The organism is Bacillus sp. 5mfcol3.1, assembly GCF_900114335.1.
Classification (GTDB): domain Bacteria; phylum Bacillota; class Bacilli; order Bacillales; family Bacillaceae_G; genus Bacillus_A; species Bacillus_A thuringiensis_S.
Window position 1 is genome coordinate 56,021 of record NZ_FOST01000006.1, and the last position, 17,908, is coordinate 73,928.

Below are 17,908 nucleotides of genomic sequence, written 5' to 3' on the forward strand. Positions count from 1 at the left end.
CCGCTGTTTCTTATATTTACATTGTATTACTTGGAAAACTTAGGAAACAGTATGATGCGTCATGACATCGATATGACAATTGTCATGTATTCTTTATGAGAGGAATCAAGCTGCATACCGCAAGCGAGTAGCAGGACGAAAATAAACATGATACAATCGGTTAAGATATATATTCGAGGAAGGACAGTGGTTTTCATGATTATTCGTAATGAACAAGATTTAGAAGGCTTACGAAAAATCGGCCGCATCGTTGCGCTTGCACGTGAAGAAATGAAAAAAGAAGCGAAGCCAGGTATGACAACGAAAGAGCTTGATTTGATCGGTAAAAAAGTATTAGATGAGCATGGTGCTATTTCTGCACCTGAAAAAGAATATGATTTCCCAGGTGTAACTTGCATTAGTGTAAATGAGGAAGTTGCTCATGGTATTCCAGGAGATCGCGTATTAAAAGAAGGCGACTTAGTAAACGTCGATGTATCTGCTGCACTTGATGGCTATTATGCAGATACAGGTATCTCATTTGTTCTTGGAGAAGACGAAGCAAAAGAAAAGCTGTGCCAAGCAGCGGTTGATGCATTTTGGGCAGCAATGAAAAAGGTTAGAGCTGGCTCAAAACAAAATCAAATTGGTCGTGCTGTTTCAAACTTTGCACATAAAAGTGGATACAATGTTATTCAAAACTTAACTGGTCACGGCATTGGTCTTAGCTTACATGAAGCACCAAATCACATTTTAAGTTACTATGATCCAATGGATAATGCGCTTCTAAAAGACGGTCTTGTTATCGCTGTAGAACCGTTCATCTCTATGAAAGCTGATCATATTATTGAACGTGGTGACGACGGCTGGACATTCGTTACACCTGATAAAAGTCTTGTTGCACAATGTGAACATACCGTTGTCGTAACGCGCGGCGAACCAATAATTTTAACAGAAATCTAATACCAAAAACGGCTGTTTTGTAGATTTATTCCACATAAAACAGCCGTTTTTATTTTTGGGAAAATATGTGAAATACTGTTGAACTCTTTATCATTTAAGTATATAATCTTTAGCGGAGGTTACTTAAGCTTATCTTTACTAAAAAGATATTGTAACTAAGGAGTAAAACACCTTCTTTCTTATTGTTTAAACAGTCTCAAAAATGACCGTAGTAACGTGTTAGTCGAATATTCTGTAATTCTTATATTCCTCTAACAATGTAAGAAACTATCATCTTTCAACTTCGGTCCACTAATCGCACAACTCTCTTTAGACAAAATAAATGACTATTTTCAAAGTACATATTGTCTTCATTCTGACCAAAACCAACCCTATCTAGCTTTTTATCTCCACATAACTTTAAGGCAAAAATAAGCCTTCACAAAGGGATACACTACATTGGTTAGTATGTATCGTAAAACTTACCTTTATAACCATTCTTTTTTACTAGATATACATGAAAACTATCTCACATATAAAGGTCTGATATCATTCTTTATATCAGTATTTTTTTCGACATTTTTTGTCGAATTGTGTATATTTCCATAGAACTGTGTAAATATACATTGTGTTTTACGTTAAACAATTTTACTTTGAACATAATCCTACTTGTCTGAGAACGCGTATAGAAACGGAGGGATAGCAAAAATAAATAGCTTATAACAAATACTTTTAATATTCCATTTGTTCATGTGGAATAAGTCCCCAATGGACAAATGAATGTTCAGAGGAGGAAAAATGAAAAAACTTTTCAATGTATGTTTAATTGTATTCGTACTATTTTCGCAACTTGCTAGTTTTCCATACAATCAAGTAAAAGCGGAAACCTTAACAGGAGATTCCTTATTTGACACTGTTGAAATGAAAGATGCAACGAATCATATTATTGACGAAGCATTAAATCCTAAAAACTTAATAAAGATAGGATCAATCATTCACCTAGAATATGCTTGGTCAATAAAAGATCATCAAATTGCACAAGAAAAAGATTCAACAGTTCTTCAAATACCTAATGCATTAAAAGTAAAAAATGACCAACAAGGAAACTTAATGGCAGATCAACAAATTATTGGTCAATATTTTGTTACAGCAAACGATAACAAAATGAAAATAGTCTTTAACGATTCAGTAAAAGATTCAAAAGGTGTTAAGGGAAAAATTAAATTTGACACTGTATTCAATCCAGATTTAAAACCTGGCATAAAAGCCGTCCCACTCACTTTCCCTCTAGGTACAGTAGCTAAGACTATCTCAGTTCCTGTTCAAGTAGATAACCCTACTTCACCTACTATTAATAGTGATGATGCTAAGCAGACTACCGAAGAGCAAAAGAACGGTGACGCACAGCAACCTACTGAACAGCCAAAAGATGGTGAAACACAGCAGAAACCTGCGGAACAACCAAAAGACGGGAATCCTCAGCAGCCTGCGAAACATTCAAAAGATGGTGAGACACAGCAGAAACCTGTGGAACAACCAAAAGACGGGAACACTCAGCAACCTGCGGAACAGCCGAAAAACGGGAATCCTCAGCAGCCTACGGAACAGCCAAAAGATGGCGGGACACAGCAACCTACTGAGAACCCTGGTGATAACACAACAGGGCAACCTGTTGAAAATCCAGACCCATCACCTAAGCAAATTAAAGAAAATATTTTAACAAGCGTAAAATTAACAGATAAAGACGGAAAACCATTTAATGATACAGATAATCGTCCAAATCCTGATTCTGCTGCCAATATCGATTTTACATGGGAAGTTTTAGAATCATTAAAAGTAAAAAAGGGAGATTACTATATTTTCCAACTTCCGGAATATTTTATCGTCCACAACACCATTACACAGCCTTTAGTTGATGGAACAGGACATGAAATTGGGACGTTCGTTGTTGACTTAAACGGAAAAGTAACTATGACTTTTAACGAGTACGTTGAAGACAATCCTAATATAGATGGTCATTTAAAAGTTGGTACGGAATTCAATAAAACAAAAATTAAAGGGACTACGGAACAAAAAATTCCTTTCCCAATTAAAGAACAAGACGTTATTATCGAGCTTGATTTCAAACCTAATGTAAAGAAATCTATGAATAAAAAAGGTATACCTGATAGACCGATTAATACGAATCAAATCAATTGGACAGTCGAAATGAACAAAACAAAAGACATTCTTACAAACGCTGTCTTCCAAGACAATATTCCAAATGGAGCCAGTCTCAATGAAGATTCTATTAAGGTTTATGAGTTAGAAGTAGATATTAACGGGAAAACGACTCGTGGAGCCGAAGTTAGTAAAGAAGAATATACACTCACTTCATCCTCCGATAAATTAAATATCGCTTTTAAAAATGAAACGAAAAAAGCATATCAAGTTGAATATGCGACAAAAATTACTGACGAAAGTGTTACTAGTTTCAAAAATGAAGCAAAAGTATCCAGCAAGAATCAAGGAGATGTATCCGCAAATGCAACTGTAACTGTTTCACGCGGTACACATCTAGAGAAAACTAGTAAATATAATCCAAAAACACAAACAATTGAATGGACAATTACTTTCAACGGTGACCAAAGAGATATTAAACAATCTGATGCGCTTTTAAAAGACATCTTGGACAAATCTCATAAAGTTGATGCAAGTTCTATCGTGGTTAAAAATGCTTCTTATGATAATAACGGAAAACTTGTTACAGGTGACAACGCCACAAACTTTACTGTAAAAGAAACCGATGAGGGATTTGATTTACAATTTAATGAAGATATTAATAGTGCCTATGTGATTACTTATACATCGAAAGCCAAGAATGATGTTATACAAGATGGCGAAATCGAAAATACAATTATTGCAGATGGAAAATGGAGTAAAACAAACAAAGTTACATTACAACAACAAAACATCATAAAGAAACATAATAAAAATGCAAACGATACAGATTACAATAAGAAAACAACGAAATGGACAATTATTGTAAATGATAACAATTACGTGTTAAATGATGCTGTTATCACTGATACGTTTGACTATAGTGGACTTACATTACAAAAAGATAGTTTCAAAATTACTGATGGATCAACTGAACTGAAATTAGACTCTGATTACACACTTGATGTAACAGCTGACGGATTCAAAGTAACACTAGCTGGTAGTTATAAGTCTAATATGGATAAAACTTTAACCATCACGTACACAACAGACTTTAATTACGAGACTCTATCTAAAAAGGATGATAATAAATCATTCAAAAATACAGCTGAGTTATCATGGAAAGATATAAATGGGAACGATAAAAATAGTAAATCTCATGATAGATTCAATCCTGACGGCTATACAAAAGGAAACGGATTTAAATACGGTTCTTACAATGCCCAAACGAAAGAAATCAAATGGGACATAGGGTTTAACTATAATAACAGGACTATTAAAGACCCTTCTATCGTTGACGTACTAGAAAACAATCAAAAACTTATACCAGACTCCATTGAGATTCATCATATGGAATTAACTGGTGGTGCAGACGGTTATAAATTAGGGGCACTTGTTTCCCCTGACGAATATACGGTAGAAAATGCAACGAAAGATAATAAAAATACATTAACGATTCATTTTAAAAATGAAATTAAAACAGCGTACCATATCAGCTTTAAAACTTCACTTGCAGGTGAAGAAATTAATAAGCGCTATGATAATTACGCCAAATTAAAAGATGGATCGGAAACTATCGCCAATATTCATGGTGCATTCGAGATCAAAAATGGTGGTAGCGGCGTTACGAAAAAAGCAAAACAAAATGACAAGTACATTGATTGGAGCGTTTCTATTAATGCAAGTCAATCAACGATTGAAAATGCTGTCGTAACAGACGATCCGACAGACAATCAAATTCTCGATGAAAAGTCATTCCACCTATATGGGACAACAGTAGCCGTGGATGGCACTTTAACGAAAGATACAACAAACGAATTAAAAGAAGGAAAAGACTATAAACTCAAAATAACAACAGACAACAATACGGGGAAACAACAATTTACAATTGAATTTCTTCATACTATTGATCGAGCTTATATTTTAGAATACCGTTCACTCATTAATGCAGACAATAATGAAAAGGTAAGCAATAAAGCGAAGATTACTGGTAATAGTTTGAAATTAACAGAAACTGAAAAAATTGAAGAAATAGTAGTTAAAGTATCTTCTGGATCTGGAGGCGGTTCTGCTACTAAGGGACGCGGAAACCTTCAAATTAAAAAAGTAGATAATGCAGATCCAAATAAAATTTTATCTGGCGTAGTATTTACTTTATTCGATCGCACAGGTACAACTGCTATTCGAACAATTACAACAGACGACAATGGTATCGCTCAGTTTAACAACTTAAAACGCGATGAATATCTGCTTAGAGAAATGAAAACTCTTGATGGCTATGTCATTAGTAAAGAATTAAAAGCAGGTAAACTTGTTAAGCTTGGTGCAGAAGAAACTACAACATATACTCTTAAAAACGAGAAATTTGTTGGAAAAGTAGTACTTACAAAGACTGATGCTCATAACAAAGAAAAGCTTAAAAATGCAGTTTTCTCTCTGCTTGATCAAAACCATAATGTCATTCCTGAACATAAAGAATTAATAACAAATGATAAAGGACAAATTACTGTAGATAATTTAAAACCAGGAACTTACTACTTAAAAGAAATAAAGGCTCCTGAGCATTATCAATTAGATGATCGACTTATTGAATTTACAATCGAGGAAGATCAAACAACAGTAATTAATAAAGAGGCCCAAAACAACTTGATTAGAGGCTCAGTTATCCTAACAAAAGTTGATAAAGAGGGTAATACTTTAGAAGGTGCAGTATTTAGTGTACGGGACCGAAATAACAAAAGAATTCCTGGTTATACCAAATTAACGACAAATGGTAACGGACAAATCGAAGCGAAAAATTTACTTCCTGGAGAGTACCAATTTGTTGAAGAAAAAGCACCTGAACATTATGAAATAGATAAAAAACCGCTTAAATTTACAGTTGAAAAGAGCCAACAGAAAGCACTTACTGTTACAGCGACAAATCACCTCATTAAAGGTGGTGTCACTTTAACGAAAGTCGATGATGTCGATGGCACTGCCCTTGAAGGTGCTGTATTTAAAATTGTCGATGCGAATGACGAGAAACAAGTAATTCGTGAAAATATAAAAACAGGTTCAGATGGAAAAGTTACCGTTAAAGATTTAGAGCCTGGTGCTTATAAATTTATCGAAACAGAAGCTCCTAAGGATTATACGTTAAGTACAAACCCTATCGAGTTTACAATTGATAAAAGCCAACAAGCTCTTGCTACTGTTACGGCAAATAACAGCTTAAAAACGGGCGAGGTTGAATTATTAAAAGTTGATGAGTTTGGTGAGAAAAAACCACTAGAAGGTGCTGTATTCAAACTTGTCGATACAAATAATAATGACGTTTCCCCTCACACTAACTTAACTACTGATAAACACGGTAAAGTTAAAGTTAGTAACCTACGTCCTGGTACGTATAAATTTATTGAAATAGCTGCTCCTGAACATTACGTTTTACGAGCAGAACCTATTGAATTTACAATCGATAGAAGTCAGAAAGAAACTCTACTTGTGAAAGCTGAAAATGCTTTAAAACCAGGAGATGTTGAATTAACAAAAGTTGATGATATCGATGGTACAGCTCTTGAAGGTGCTGTATTTAAAATTGTTGATGCAAATGATGAAAAGAAAGTTATTCGCGAAAATGTAAAAACTGGTGCGGATGGTAAAGCTATCGCTACTGGCTTACGCCCTGGCGATTATAAATTTATCGAAGTAACAGCACCGAAGTATTACGACAAAAATACAAAACCAATTAAATTTACGATTACAGAAAGTCAAACAACTCAGGCTACTGTTACCGCTAAAAACAGCTTAACAAAAGGCGGTATTGAGTTAACAAAAGTGAATGCTGCAGATGAAAAGGAAACACTTGAAGGTGCAGTATTTAAAATCGTTAATAGAGATACTAATGAAGATGTTCGTACGGACCTTGTTACGAATAGTAAAGGAATGCTAGTTGTAGATGACTTACGTCCTGGTAACTATAAGCTTATCGAAACAAAGGCTCCAACTTATTACGATGTAAATGTAGAACCAATTGAATTTACAATCGAAAAAGGACAACAAAAACTCCTTCCACTTACATTTAAAAATAGTTTAACGAAAGGAAAAGTTAAACTTATTAAAGAAGATGATGTGGAAAGTAGTAAAGCTCTTGCCGGCGCTGTATTCACATTGCAAGATGCAACTGGCAAAGAAATTATGAAAGATTTAACAACAGATGATTACGGAGTGTTAGTTATTCCTGATTTAGCACCAGGGGATTATCAATTTATCGAAACAAAAGCACCTGAACATTATAAATTAGACAAAACACCTATTAAGTTCACAATTAAAAAAGGTAGTAAGGAAGATCTTCCTATCCCTGTTACTGTAAAAAATAGTTTACTTACAGGTGGCGTCACTTTAACAAAAGTTGATGATGTTGATGGCACTACTCTTGAAGGTGCAGAATTTATAATCGTTGACGCTCATGATACTAAAAAGGTAATTCGCAAAGGTTTAACAACTGATAAAAACGGTAAAATTTCTGCTTCTGATTTACGTCCTGGAGACTATCAATTTATTGAAGTAAAAGCTCCAAAAGACTATACCTTAAGCAAAGACCCTATTCCATTCACTATCGAAAAAAGTCAAAAAGAGAATATTACTGTTACTGCTACTAACAGTTTAAAGAAAGGTGCAGTAACATTAACAAAAATTGATGACATCGATCGTACGATGCTCGAAGGTGCAATCTTTAAGATTGTGGATATGAATGGTAAGGAAGTTCATACGAATCTTGTTACAGATAAAAACGGTAAAATTTCTGTTTCTGATTTACGCCCTGGAGACTATCAGTTCATTGAAACAAAAGCTCCTGAGCACTATGTATTAGATGAAACAACGATTCCATTTACAATTGAAAGAAGTCAAACGAAAGAGATCAATGTTACAGGCAAAAATGCTTTGAAAAACGGTAGCGTTGAACTAACAAAGATTGACGATATTGATATAACTACAAAACTTGCTAACGCCGTATTTAATTTATTAGATGCAGACGGAGAGCTAGTTAAAGAAGGCTTAAAAACAAATGATGAAGGTAAAATTGTTGTTGAAAACCTACGTCCTGGTACGTATCAATTCGTTGAAACAATTGCTCCTGAACATTACGATTTAGATAAAAAACCTATCGTATTTACAATTAAAAAGAGCCAAACTGAAACTCTTCATATCACTGCTACAAATGCTTTAACAAAGGGTGCAGTTAAACTTTCTAAAGTAGACGATGTTGATGGCACTGTTCTTAAAGATGCAGTATTTAAAATTGTTAATATGAACGGTGATGTAGTTCATAAAGACCTTGTTACAAATGAACAAGGAATAATCGAAATTAATGACCTACGTCCTGGTGATTACCAATTTATCGAAACGAAAGCTCCTAAGCATTACGTTTTAGATGAAACACCAATCAAATTCACTATTGAAAAAGGACAGAAGAAAGCTATTTCTTTAACTGCTACAAATAGCTTAAAACAAGGTAGTATCGAATTACTTAAAGTTGATGATTTAAACACTCAAACAAAACTTGCTGATGCAGTATTTAATTTACTGGATCAAGATGGCAAAGTACTTAAAACAGATTTAAAAACAAACAGTGAAGGTAAAATCGTTATCGAAAACTTACGTCCTGGTACGTATCAATTCGTTGAAATAACGGCTCCTGAACACTATGATTTAGACAAAAAACCAATTATATTTACAATTGAAAAAAGCCAAAAAGATATTGCTACCGTTACTATGAAAAATAGTTTAACAAAAGGCGGCGTGGAACTTTCTAAAGTGGATGACGTCGATGGCACTATTCTTGAAGGCGCAGTATTTAAAATTGTGGATATGAATGGTACTGTAATTCGCAAAAATCTTGTTACGAATCAACAAGGTAAAATTAGCGTTTCTGACCTACGTCCTGGTGATTATCAATTCATCGAGACAACGGCTCCGAAACACTACGATTTAAACAAAGAGCCAATTCCATTCACAATTACAAAGAGCCAAGCTGATCCTATCTCCGTTACAGCTACAAATAGCTTAACGAAAGGCGCTGTGGAACTTTCTAAAGTGGATGATGTAGATGGTACTGCTCTTAAAGATGCGGTATTTAAAATTACTGATCTGAATGGTAACGAGATTCGTACTGAGCTTACAACAGATGTACATGGAAAAATTTCTGTTTCTGATTTACGTCCTGGGGACTATCAGTTTGTTGAAACGAAAGCTCCTGAACACTATAAATTAGATAGTACACCTATTAAGTTTACAATTAAGAAAAGCCAAAAAGAAAAGCTCCAAGTTACTACTACAAATAGCTTAACTGAGGGTGCTGTAGAATTAATAAAAGTGGATGATATAAATCCAGATACAAAACTTTCTGATGCAGTGTTTAACATCATCGATGCGAAAGGTAAAATTGTTCGCACTGATTTAACTACTGATAAAGATGGTAAGATTACTGCTACGAACTTACGCCCAGGAGACTATCAATTCATTGAAACGAAAGCTCCTAAGCATTACGATTTAAATAAAACACCTATTAGCTTCACTATCGAAAGAAGTCAACTAACTCACGCTTCTGTTACTGCTAAGAATGGCCTAACAAAAGGTGGCGTGGAATTAACGAAAGTTGACTCTATAGATAAGAAAGAAATGCTAGAAGGTGCGGTATTTAAAATTACTGATCTGAACGGTAACGACATTCGTACGAATTTAGTTACCAATAAAGACGGAAAAATCATCGCTAAAGACTTACAACCAGGAGACTATCAATTTATTGAAACAAAAGCTCCTAAACATTACGACTTAAATGAAGAACCAATTAAGTTTACAATCGAAAGAAGTCAAACAAAGCATGTCTTCGTTACAGCTATTAATAGCTTAACGAAAGGTAGTGTTGAGTTAATTAAAGTTGATGATGCCAAGCAAAACACAACACTTGAAGGTGCAGTATTTAAAATTGTTAATAAGGATGGACACGATGTTCGTACCGATTTAACTACTGATAAAAACGGCCGTTTAGTTGTGGATGAATTACCGCCAGGAGACTATGAGTTTATCGAAACAAAAGCTCCTGAACACTATGACTTAAACAAAACACCTATTAAGTTCACAGTTAAAAAAGGCCAAGAAAAAATCGCCTCTGTTACTGCTACGAATAGCTTAACTAAAGGCGCAGTTGAATTAACTAAAGTTGATGACATCGATGGTACTACTCTTGAAGGAGCAATCTTTAAAATTGTAGATATGAACGGCAAGGATGTTCGTTCTGATTTAACTACTGATAAAGATGGGAAGATTTCTGTTTCTGATTTACGTCCGGGAGATTATCAGTTTATTGAAACGAAAGCTCCTAAGCATTATGACTTAAACCAAAATCCTATCAAGTTTACTGTTGAAAAGAGTCAAACTGCTAAAGCTTCTGTTACTGCTACTAACAGCTTAACTAAAGGCGCAGTTGAATTAACTAAAGTTGATGACATCGATGGTACTACTCTTGCAGAGGCTATCTTTAAAATTGTAGATATGAACGGTAAGGATGTTCATTCTGATTTAACTACTGATAAAGATGGTAAGATTTCTGTTTCTGATTTACGTCCAGGAGATTATCAGTTCATTGAAACGAAAGCTCCAACTGGCTATGATTTAAACATTAAACCAATTCCTTTCACAATTACGAAAGGACAATCTCAGATTACCTCTGTTACAGCTTTAAATAGTTTAACAACAGGTTCAATTGAGTTAACTAAAGTTGATATTGATCACCATGGAACACTTGAAGGTGCCATTTTCAATATTTTAGACCAAGATGGAAAAATCATCCGAGAAGGTTTAAAAACAGACCAACACGGAAAAGTAATCGTAAATGATTTGAAACCTGGTAATTATCAATTAGTAGAAACACAGGCTCCTAAAGGCTATCAATTAGATGCATCACCAATAAACTTTACAATTGATAAAGCCCAAGCTACACCACTACAAATTACAGTTTCAAATAAAAAGATTGAATCTTCGTCAGGTGGAGATGACAAGCCAGTTACTCCTCCAAATAAAGAAGAAAACAAAGGCAATGAAACATCTGAGAAACACAAAAACGGAACTTCCGAAGAAACATCAAATGAAACAGATAACAAACAGCAAGATGATCGAAATACGGATAAACACCTTCCAAATACAGGTCATAAAGAAGACCCTACACAAACAGTAGGTATCGTCCTTCTACTAGCTGGATTATTAAGTATTTTAGCTACAAAACGCAAAAAACATTATTAATAATGTTTTTACATCCAATCAATCTCTCAATTGATTGGATGTTTTTTTATACAAAAAGGACGATACATAAAGTATCGTCCTTTTAACGGGGTGAGGCTGCCCAAAAGTACGGAAAACCTTTGAACAGCCTCTTATTTTCATATGGATGCCTTACATATATCACTGATAATAATTATGAAATGCGGAAACATAATTACCATCAACTGATTCAAACATGAGAAATGAAACCCTACAGTGGTTCCATTTCTCTACATAATCTAAAGTTTGGGTACACTAGATTCATGCAATGTAGGAGCTTTCAGAGTAGAAAGCGAACCTTCGTTTAAAATGATAGCATACATATCTTCCTCAAAAATATGCAAATATGCATATATTGTTTTTATTTCTCAATGTCAGAATATTGAAAAACAAAAGACGCGAAGGTAAAATAAAGTCATTATCCGTCTTCTTTTGTCAGTCACAGAGAATAGAAGAATAGGAGAGGAAAAAATGAGAAAATCATTGAAACAAAAAATAGTAAGCTCTTTGCTTGCTGTATCACTCGCTGTTAGCTTAGCTCCAATTGGGCAAGCAAAAGCGGATTCCACGTCAGAGGTTACACAAACTCCATCTATTACAAAACAGATTGATCCAAACCGCGCAATTGAACATGTTCGTTTCTTATCTGAAACAATTGGTCCTCGACCCGGTGGAACAAAATCCGAAGAATGGGCTTCTCGTTACATTGGTATGCAGCTTAAATCGATGGGCTATGAAGTAGAATATCAGCCATTTCAGGTTCCCGATCAGTACGTTGGATTCATTGAATCACCACTGTCAATAAAACGTAATTGGCAAGCTGGTGCTGCTCCTAATTCACTAATTTCTACAGAAGCTGTTACAGCTCCCCTTATCTTTGTTCAAGGTGGGACAAAATTAGAAGATATTCCAAATGAAGTAAACGGTAAAATTGTTTTATTTGAAAGAGGAACGACAATTACAGACTATAATAAACAAGTTGAAAATGCTGTTAGCAAAGGTGCAAAAGGTGTTCTTTTATACAGTTTAATTGGCGGACGCGGAAATTATGGACAAACCTTCAATCCCCGCCTAACGAAAAAGCAATCTATCCCTGTCTTTGGTCTTGCTTATGCGCAAGGAAATGCATTTAAAGAAGAAATCGCTAAAAAAGGGACAACAATTCTTTCCCTAAAAGCGAGACATGAATCTAAATTAACATCTCTAAATGTTATCGCCAAAAAGAAACCAAAAAAGAGTACCGGTAATGAAAAAGCAGTCGTTGTAAGTTCGCACTATGATAGTGTTGTCGGAGCACCTGGCGCAAATGATAATGCTTCTGGAACTGGATTAGTATTAGAACTAGCTCGTGCTTTTCAAAATGTAGAAACTGATAAGGAAATTCGTTTTATTACCTTTGGTTCTGAAGAGACTGGCTTACTTGGCTCCGATTATTACGTTAATAGTCTATCCCAAAAAGAACGCAATCGAATTTTAGGTGTCTTTAACGCAGACATGGTTGCAACAAATTATGATAAAGCAAAGAATTTATACGCTATGACACCTGATGGCTCTACAAACTTTGTAACAGATGCTACCTTGCAAGCAGGTAAACAACTAAATAATGACCTCGTCCTACAAGGTAAATTCGGTTCTAGTGATCATGTTCCATTTGCTGAAGCTGGTATTCCTGCTGCTCTATTTATTTGGATGGGTGTCGATAGTTGGAATCCATTAATCTATCATATTGAAAAGGTATACCATACACCTCAAGATAACGTATTAGAAAATATTTCACCTGAACGAATGAAAATAGCATTAGACGTTATCGGAACAGGGGTTTATAACTCGCTTCAAAAACCTGTTACTCAAACTGAACAGAAAGCTGCTTAATCAATAAAAGACCACTGATTTTTATCAGTGGTCTTTTATTGAGAAAAAATATATATGCATAAAAGCATATTTTATCCTCCTCATTATCGTATACAATATTAACTGTAACAATATCGATTACAACTTATAAGGAGGCTTTTTCTATTATGAAAAAAATGATTTTAGCAGGTGCGTTAACTTTAGCAGGAATTACCGGCGCTACCGCGTTTATTCCTGAAACAAAAGTCGCTGCTGCCGCTCAAGAACAAAGCTTTACAAAATTTTATTCTTTGCAAACTGGAGGTAGTTCTGAACAAGAACCTGTTTTCCTTCAAAAGGGACAAGAGTTAACAATTCAACCTAACAGCAAAACTCCTAGTTACAGTGTTTATGACTCAAATCATAACCTTATTGGACGTTATTCTGATGGTTACGGCCGAATTTTCACTGCAAAAACAGATGGAAATATGTACGTTCAATTTCATGCACCTTACGTTTACTATAGTCCTGTTAGTTTTTCTGTTACTTATACAATCCAATAAAATAAAGGGCCTTTCTCAAGGGCCCTTTATTTTGCTTCCCAATTCACTTTTACAAAACCATCTTTCACCATTACCGTACCAATCGGTATATTTAATATTTCACTCATTTCCTTGTAAGAATATTGTTCATAGTAATAGAGTACGAGTACCGTTTTATATTTTTCATTTAATAACTGTATTACTTCCCGTATCATTTCCGCTTCCACTTTTTGAATAAATTCTTCTGATATATTCACTTCATCTGCGAAATCTATTTCTCCACCATCTTCTTTATGAAACAAATCCAATATTCGATCTTTCCACCTTTTTTTCTTACGATAAAAATCATAAAACGTACGAACACAAATTGTAGTAATCCACTTTTTATAATTATCCACATAAGAAAGTTGGTGCCTTGATGAAAAAACCTTTATCCACGTCTCTTGAAAAATATCTTCCGCATCTTCTTTCGTTTTCGCTAACTTATAGCATAAGGAATATATTTGCTGCTTATATATATCAATTAATTCTTCTACCTTTTCTTCCATCATAAGCCTCCTGTCATTTATATAAGACGACGCAAATTATCCTTTTGTTTGATAAAATTTTATTTTTTTATTATCTCCATACAAAAAGGCAATCACAACATCGTGTGATTGCCTTTTACTGAAAGCGAAAAATCGGCTCCGCTTTGCTAGAATACTCGGTGGCTTCGTGCCTTCCTCCGAGGCAAAGTACGCCTCTCTGTCAGGAGCTCCATCCCCCTCCTATTCTAAACGAGCCGCTTTCGCTTTTCTTAATTACATTTTTTCTGGTGCAGATACTCCTACGATTGCTAATGCATTTTGAAGTGTAGTGCGTACTGCTTTCATTAACTCGTAACGAGCTTTACTTAATTCTAAGTTATCTTGGTTCAATACTTTTTCTGCATTGTAGAAGCTGTGTAATGCTGCTGCTAATTCAAATGCATAGCTTGTAATGCGGTGTGGCAGACGTTTTTGTGCTGCATCCGCAACTACAGCTGGGAATTCACCAAGTTTTTTCAGTAACTCTACTTCTTTCTCAGAAGTAACAAGTTTGTAATTCACGTCTCCATCTGCAGCTAATCCTAACTCTTCACCTTGACGAAGGATACTGCATACACGAGCATGAGCATATTGTGCATAGTATACTGGGTTTTCATTAGATTTTGATACAGCTAAGTCCATATCGAAGTCTAAATGAGAATCACCGCTACGCATCGCGAAGAAGTATCTCATTGCGTCCACGCCTACTTCTTCCATAAGCTCACGAAGTGTAACTGCTTTACCTGTACGCTTACTCATTTTCATTTTTTCACCATTTTGGTACAGTTGTACCATTTGGATGATTTCTACTTCAAGTGTTTCTTTATCGTAACCTAGCGCTTGAATAGCAGCTTTCATACGAGGAATGTAACCGTGGTGGTCAGCACCCCAAATGTTGATTAACTTATCGAAACCACGCTCTAATTTATCACGGTGATAAGCGATATCTGGCGTTAAGTATGTGTAAGAACCATCATTTTTAATTAATACACGGTTTTTGTCGTCACCGTAAGTCATTGAACGGAACCAAGTTGCTCCGCCTTCTTCAAAGATTTCATCACGCTCTTTTAATACAGCAAGTGCAGCATCAATTTTTCCGTTTTTGTATAATGATGTTTCTGAGAACCATACATCAAATTTAACACGGAAGCTCTCTAAGTCTTTTTGAAGTTTTGCTAACTCATATTTCAAACCATATTCACGGTAGAATTCATAGCTTTCTTTTTCATCAGCTTTTGCGTAACGATCACCAAACTCTTCAGCTAAACGTTTACCGATTCCAATGATATCCGCACCATGGTAACCGTCTTCTGGCATTTCTTTCTCTAAACCTAATGCTTGCATGTAACGAGCTTCAACAGAAAGAGCTAAGTTATGAATTTGGTTACCAGCATCATTAATATAGTACTCACGAGATACATCGTATCCTGCTTTTGCTAATACGTTACATAAAGTGTCACCTACTGCCGCACCACGTGCATGTCCTAAGTGAAGGTCACCTGTTGGATTCGCAGATACGAACTCAACTTGTACTTTTTCACCTTTACCAGTGTTCGTTTCACCGTAAGCTTCACCAGCGTTTACGATTGTTGGAATTAAATCTGTTAAGTAGCTATTATCCATATAGAAGTTAATAAAACCAGGACCAGCGATTTCGATTTTTTCAATAGAAGCTTTTGCTTTATCGAAGTTTGCAACTAGTTCTTCTGCAATCATACGAGGTGCTTTTTTCGCAACGCGTGCAAGTTGCATTGCCATATTTGTAGAGAAGTCACCATTTGTTTTATCTTTTGGAGATTCTAATACAACGTTTGGAATCTGTTCTTCTGTCGCTAATTCTGCCTTTAATACAGCAGCTTGAATTTCTTCTTTAATCAATCCTTTTACCTGTTCTAAGGAATTCATTATTTTGCCTCCTTCAAATTAATTGTAATTGTATATCTGCCAGCTTCTTGTTCACTTAGAAGCAATGCGTACGTTAAGAAGAGTTGTCCTTTTTTCTTTTCATCCGACCATTTAAAAAGAACGTTATCAGTTTTCGTTTGCAGTGCAAACGTACCAAGTTCACTCGTATACGTACCCGTTGTCCATTCACCTTTCACATGCGTCTGACGCATAGAAATAGCACCTGAACGCATAATGAGAACTTGTTCATCTTGAATTTTAATAATTGTTTTCACTTCGCCTTGTTCGTTCGGCTCCTGGAATGTTACATATGTACCTTGACCTTTTACATAGTATTGACCATTTGCTTCAAAAGCAACGGTTTCCTTCCTCGCCCCTTCACGGATTTCTGTTACGAAATGAACGTGTACCGGCAAGCCTGCAAGTTGTTTCTTCACGTCTTGCACACCTTTCAAATGTTATAGATATTAAATACTACTTATAATAAATCACTTTTCCTATCATATCAAAAAAAGACGCTGTCTGTCTGCTGAAAAATCAGGAAAACTCCATTTCAAAAAATAATTCACTTCTACTTTATTTCATGTGATAAAATATTTTTTAAATCTAAATATTCTTTTAATTATAGAGGTGAATTCAGTGATACCAACAAAGTTAAAAAAGGGTGATGAAATACGCGTAATTTCACCATCCTGTAGTTTAAGTATTGTTTCAAATGAAAATAGAAAACTTGCTATAAAAAGATTAACTGACATGGGCTTTCAAGTTACATTCTCAAAATATGCCGATGAGATAGATCAATTTGCTTCCTCTTCTATTTCTTCCCGCATTCAAGACCTCCATGAAGCATTTGGAGACCCTAATGTAAAAGCTATTTTGACGACACTTGGCGGATACAACTCCAATGGTTTATTGAAACATCTCGATTATGATCTAATTCGTAAAAACCCGAAATTTTTCTGTGGTTATTCTGATATTACTGCCTTAAATAATGCAATTTACACAAAAACAGGGCTTGTTACATATTCGGGTCCCCACTTCTCTTCATTTGGAATGGAGAAAGGGCTCGAGTATACAAACGATTACTTTTTACAATGCTTAACCACTAATGAGCCTATTGAAATCATTCCGGCGGAAACGTGGAGCGATGATTCTTGGTATATGGATCAGGAAAATCGAGAATTTATAAAAAATGAAGGGTATGTTCCAATTCAAGAGGGGGAAGCGACAGGAGAAATTATCGGTGGCAATATGAGCACACTTAATTTACTACAAGGCACACCATATATGCCAAACTTAAAGGACAAAATTTTATTCCTTGAAGAAGACAGTTTAACAGGAAAATCAACGCTTAAAACTTTTGATCGCTATCTACATTCCCTTATGCAGCAACCTGATTTTGAACATATAACAGGTATTGTAATAGGAAGAATGCAAAAAGAAGCAGAATGTACGATAGCGGACATTCAAGAAATGATTTCTTCAAAACCTGAACTTGCACATATTCCTATCATTGCAAATGCAAATTTTGGACATACAACTCCAATTTTTACTTTTCCAATTGGTGGACATGCCAAAATCATTTCTAACAAAGAAAATACATCTATCACTATTTTAACGCACTAAAAAAGGAGCGAACGATTCGCT

General features: G+C 35.1%; 8 protein-coding genes. 5 read left to right on the forward strand and 3 right to left on the reverse strand.

All coding sequences use genetic code 11. The features are described 5' to 3' along the window. Positions 1-147: 147 nt before the first annotated feature. The 4 genes from map to BM089_RS24105 all read left to right on the forward strand — a co-directional run bounded on the left by map (position 148) and on the right by BM089_RS24105 (position 13,811). Positions 148-942 (forward strand): type I methionyl aminopeptidase, encoded by a 795-nt coding sequence (gene map, locus BM089_RS24090; RefSeq protein ID WP_100910518.1) that lies wholly within the window; start codon positions 148-150, stop codon positions 940-942. A 777-nt stretch (positions 943-1,719) separates the two neighbouring features. Further along, a complete protein-coding gene (locus tag BM089_RS24095; protein ID WP_090978305.1) occupies positions 1,720-11,400 on the forward strand; it encodes a SpaA isopeptide-forming pilin-related protein in 9,681 nt (3,226 codons plus the stop codon). 489 nt (positions 11,401-11,889) lie between these two features. Then, on the forward strand, positions 11,890-13,290 hold the full coding sequence (locus BM089_RS24100) for a M28 family metallopeptidase (protein ID WP_090978307.1): 1,401 nt from the start codon (positions 11,890-11,892) through the stop codon (positions 13,288-13,290). A 146-nt stretch (positions 13,291-13,436) separates the two neighbouring features. Beyond that, the gene (locus BM089_RS24105) at positions 13,437-13,811 is read left to right on the forward strand and encodes a hypothetical protein (RefSeq protein ID WP_000738223.1); all 375 of its coding nucleotides are present in this window, start codon (positions 13,437-13,439) and stop codon (positions 13,809-13,811) included. A gap of 26 nt (positions 13,812-13,837) precedes the next feature. Here the strand turns inward: BM089_RS24105 and BM089_RS24110 are convergent, their stop codons facing one another. From BM089_RS24110 to BM089_RS24125, 3 genes are all read right to left on the reverse strand, one after another. Beyond that, entirely contained in the window at positions 13,838-14,338 is a 501-nt protein-coding gene (locus BM089_RS24110) for an RNA polymerase sigma factor (protein ID WP_139213327.1), read from the reverse strand. 252 nt (positions 14,339-14,590) lie between these two features. Continuing rightward, positions 14,591-16,261 (reverse strand): arginine--tRNA ligase, encoded by a 1,671-nt coding sequence (argS, locus tag BM089_RS24120; protein WP_001086464.1) that lies wholly within the window; start codon positions 16,259-16,261, stop codon positions 14,591-14,593. Next, positions 16,261-16,698, reverse strand: coding sequence for a YwiB family protein (locus tag BM089_RS24125; protein ID WP_000744343.1), 438 nt, complete (start codon positions 16,696-16,698; stop codon positions 16,261-16,263). The genes argS and BM089_RS24125 overlap by 1 nt, the downstream gene beginning before the upstream one ends. Positions 16,699-16,900: 202 nt before the next feature. Here BM089_RS24125 and BM089_RS24130 point away from each other — a divergent pair, with 202 nt between their 5' ends. Beyond that, positions 16,901-17,887, forward strand: a complete 987-nt coding sequence (locus BM089_RS24130) for a S66 family peptidase (protein WP_065229611.1) — start codon at positions 16,901-16,903, stop codon at positions 17,885-17,887. The last annotated feature ends 21 nt before the right edge of the window (positions 17,888-17,908 follow it).